This is a genomic window from Candidatus Jordarchaeum sp. (genome assembly GCF_052745115.1).
In genome coordinates, this window is sequence record NZ_JBRAKS010000385.1 from 1 (window position 1) to 3,507 (window position 3,507).

The window sequence follows — 3,507 nt, forward strand, 5'->3', positions numbered from 1 at the left end:
ACTCGGAAAAGAAATTTAAAGAGGGGGGTGACAAATGTCTATGATTTCTACATTTGTGTTATAGTAATGATTGCTTCAGCATTATCTCCTTCAACATTTATCTCGAAATTTGTGCTAACAGCGTTATCACTAAAGAAAGGCACCTGCTTTATAACGTCTAGCCAAAGTTTCTTAATTTTAGCTGAATCTTTCAATCCCAATTTAACCAAATTTTTTACTGATGCAGTAGCGTGAATAACTATAATTTGTTCCCCCTCTTTGCCCATGCTCGTAGTATAGTAGTACTCCCAAACATCTTTAAACTCTCTAGCCATTAGTTTCCACCGACCCCTATCATCTACTTTATTTTTAAGCCTTTAATCCTAATCCCCATTTATAAATCTTCAGCCTAGAAAATAATTCAATAATATTATAAATTTAAAAATATTCTTATAAATAATTTATTTAATTAAATTCCAGAATTTTTAGGATCTCATCCTCTCCATAATTTGATCTATTCTTTTAGATATATTCTCCAAGTTTTGTCTAAGTTCCTGAGTTTTTAACCTATATTCTTCCTCGGTTATGAGACCACGCATCCGATCAAATGCAAGATCTCCGAGTTTTCTTTCGAAATCAGATCTTTGAATCTCAAGTTCACTTAGTTCGGCAGTTAAATCGTCAAGAACAGTTCTTAATTCGGATGTCGAAATTTCAACCGAGGATAATTCCTCGCTATCAGTCATAGGAATTGCAGGAACCTCTTCTTCAAATATTAACTCTTTTTCTTGTTCCTCTACGGATACATCTGATGGTTCTTCTTCCAAAGTTAATGAGGTATCTGTAGATTTTATAGATTCTTTAAAGGCGGGTTTATCAATTTTTTGCATCGGGAGAGGAGAAATTTCTTCTGTATCGGCTTCCTCAGACAATTTTTCGGTAATTGTTTCGGCTTCTGTTTTCTCCTCGGGTGAAGGTAAACCTTGTTCTAATTTATTGAACAATGCTCTAATCTTCTCTTCTGTTATTTTTCTTTTTGTAACTTTTTCTATAGACTCAGTAGTTGGAGTTTCTACTTTTGAGATAGCACTATTAACAGTTTTAACAGACTGAGCCTCTGCAGAATTAACCTCTATTTCGGGTTTCTTTTCTTGTGTAACGGTTGTATTGGGCAAATTTGGAGTTTCTTGTGACCTTTCTTTTAGATTTTTCACTGTTGAATAGAGAATATTGAGTTCTTCCCCAAGTTTATCGATTTTAACACCCTGATCGGTGATTACATTTTCAACCGAAGCCTCAAGCTCATTGAGTCGGTCACGGATCATCTGTATACTTTTTATCATGGTGCGTATAGGGGGTTCCACAGTTTCCTGAATCGTGTCCTTAATAATTTTGGTGAGAATATCTTTGATTGCCGACTGTTTTTCGCTCATTAGCTCACTTCCTCCAAATAAATATTAACGAATTAAAAACTTAAAAATGAATCTGTATCCACATTTACCTCCTCTCTAATAATATATATTATTATTTATTTAATTAAAATATAATAATATATTAAAAATTTTAATATATTAAATAAAATGTAAGTAAAGATATTTTGTGTATTGAGCAGATATTACAAAGAGATTACAAAGAGAATTAAACAAGAAAAACAATGAAACCTCGAAAACCATTCAATAAAAAAGTTTTTGCTATTATAAAACTATCCCGCACAATTATTTAACGACACATTATCCGGAAAGTAAAAATCTTGGAGAAGATCTTTATGGATGTATCTAAAAAAATTCCAGTCAAGCATGTAACTTTATACTCAAACGGAATCTCAATAATAGAAAGACAGGGATCTGTTCCGGTAAAAGAAGGAATCCTCTACACCCTTAATTTTGATTTGAATGATTTAAACAACGTTTTAAGAACAATACTGGTTATCGATGCAGATGGAGGAGCGGTGAAAAAAATCCAGTATGAACTCCCAGAAAACGGATTCGAAGTTGTAGAAGACAGATTTAGAATAAGTCCAAACAAGGCTTTCTCCAGTATTATAGAAGGTTCCATTAACGAAGAAACCGTAGTAATAACCAGTGGCGGGGAAGAAATTACAGGATGTGTCTTGGGCTATGAAACCAACGGTCATTTGATAATTACTAACGATTCCATAGAAAGAAGCGATGAACTGGTTTTATTAAATGAAGAAAACAAAATTATCCGAATACCAGTAAAAGACGTGGATCAACTTATTCCGAATAAAAATGTTATTAAAAAAATACGCCAAAGCCAAACATCAAACAAAACAGAGGCAACCATAGGCTGGGAATTAGACCCCGGTAAAGACGGGAAAGAAACTCATGATATAACTATTAGATATTTGGAAAAACTAGAAAAATGGGACATGATATATCATATACACGAACTGAACGGAAAATTCATCCTTTACGGTTGGGGTGTTATTAGGAACCCCACTGAGGATGATTGGAAAGAGGTTTCAGTTGGTTTGGAAGTAGGATCAGCTCCCGAATCAAAGATTCAGATTGTTAAATATAACTTTAACAATACAGAAGTAAATTCTGGGGAAAACATGGTAGCGGGCCAAAAAACATTCTCGTATAGGTACCATATCTCAGAGCCTTTAACTATACCTAAAATGTCCTCTGTTTTAGTTCCCATAATACAAGAAACAGTAGAGGGTACTCGCGAATATTTTTGGAACACATCCGAATCAAGACCCATTCTCTTTCTGAAAATTATGAATAATCAGGATCTAGCCTGGGGTCCTGGATCTGTAGTATATTGGGAAAAGGCGCAATTCACAAGTGAAGGAAGAATTGAATTTACACCAATAAGCGAAGAAGCAAGAATCAAGATTGGACACACCTCTGATGTGAATGTGAAAAAAGAGCAAGAAAAAATTGAATCCAATAAGGAAGAGCCAAATGGAGAATTCGTAAGAAAGTATTTTACAAAATTTAAAGTGGAAAACTTAAGATCCGAACCAGTAATTCTATGGATAAACGATAAAGCCCCTGAGAATGCGCATCCAGAAATAATGAATGCAACACACAACCCGAAAAAGGATTTTGAAGGAAACTTCATATGGTTGATAACTCTCGGTCCTAAAGAAAAGAATGAAATCAGTTTTTCATACGCATATAAATAATACTTCTGGACTTCTAATGCTAGAAATAGATTATTCAACCCTTAGATTGAATAATCATAAACCTCAATTTTTTGAATTTTTAATTAGTCTAAAAAATACCTTAATCAGAAGATATAATAAAAAATAATTTATAGAATTTGACACTTTCATTAGATTAATTATGAAGAGTTGTATGAAAAATGGTACAAAAAATTTTAATGGTTATTTTTCTTCTTACTATGTGACTATAGCTAAAATCTCTCTTGAATCCCTTTATGGACGTTAAACTTCATCAATGATAATTTTTGTATGAAAAACCTAAAATAAATTATATTGTGACAAAAAGGCCAGCTTTCTAACTTATTTAGAAACGGTTTATATTGGAACTATTAAAT

Annotated in this window: 3 protein-coding genes; 1 reads left to right on the forward strand and 2 read right to left on the reverse strand. The window is 33.0% G+C overall.

The annotated features are described in order from the left end of the window. Positions 1-47: 47 nt before the first annotated feature. Positions 48-314, reverse strand: a complete 267-nt coding sequence (locus tag ACUVXA_RS18265) for a hypothetical protein (protein ID WP_445872720.1) — start codon at positions 312-314, stop codon at positions 48-50. Positions 315-464: 150 nt separating this feature from the next. Continuing rightward, the gene (locus ACUVXA_RS18270; protein WP_445872721.1) at positions 465-1,412 is read right to left on the reverse strand and encodes a hypothetical protein; all 948 of its coding nucleotides are present in this window, start codon (positions 1,410-1,412) and stop codon (positions 465-467) included. A 332-nt stretch (positions 1,413-1,744) separates the two neighbouring features. Here ACUVXA_RS18270 and ACUVXA_RS18275 point away from each other — a divergent pair, with 332 nt between their 5' ends. Beyond that, positions 1,745-3,133, forward strand: a complete 1,389-nt coding sequence (locus ACUVXA_RS18275) for a DUF4139 domain-containing protein (RefSeq protein ID WP_445872722.1) — start codon at positions 1,745-1,747, stop codon at positions 3,131-3,133. Positions 3,134-3,507 lie beyond the last annotated feature (374 nt).

Bases quoted from the DNA above. Each gene is read 5' to 3' on its own strand.
- ACUVXA_RS18270 (WP_445872721.1), bottom strand. From the start codon at position 1,412: ATGAGCGAAAAACAGTCGGCAATCAAAGATATTCTCACCAAAATTATT.
- ACUVXA_RS18275 (WP_445872722.1), top strand. From the start codon at position 1,745: ATGGATGTATCTAAAAAAATTCCAGTCAAGCATGTAACTTTATACTCA.
- ACUVXA_RS18265 (WP_445872720.1), bottom strand. From the start codon at position 314: ATGGCTAGAGAGTTTAAAGATGTTTGGGAGTACTACTATACTACGAGC.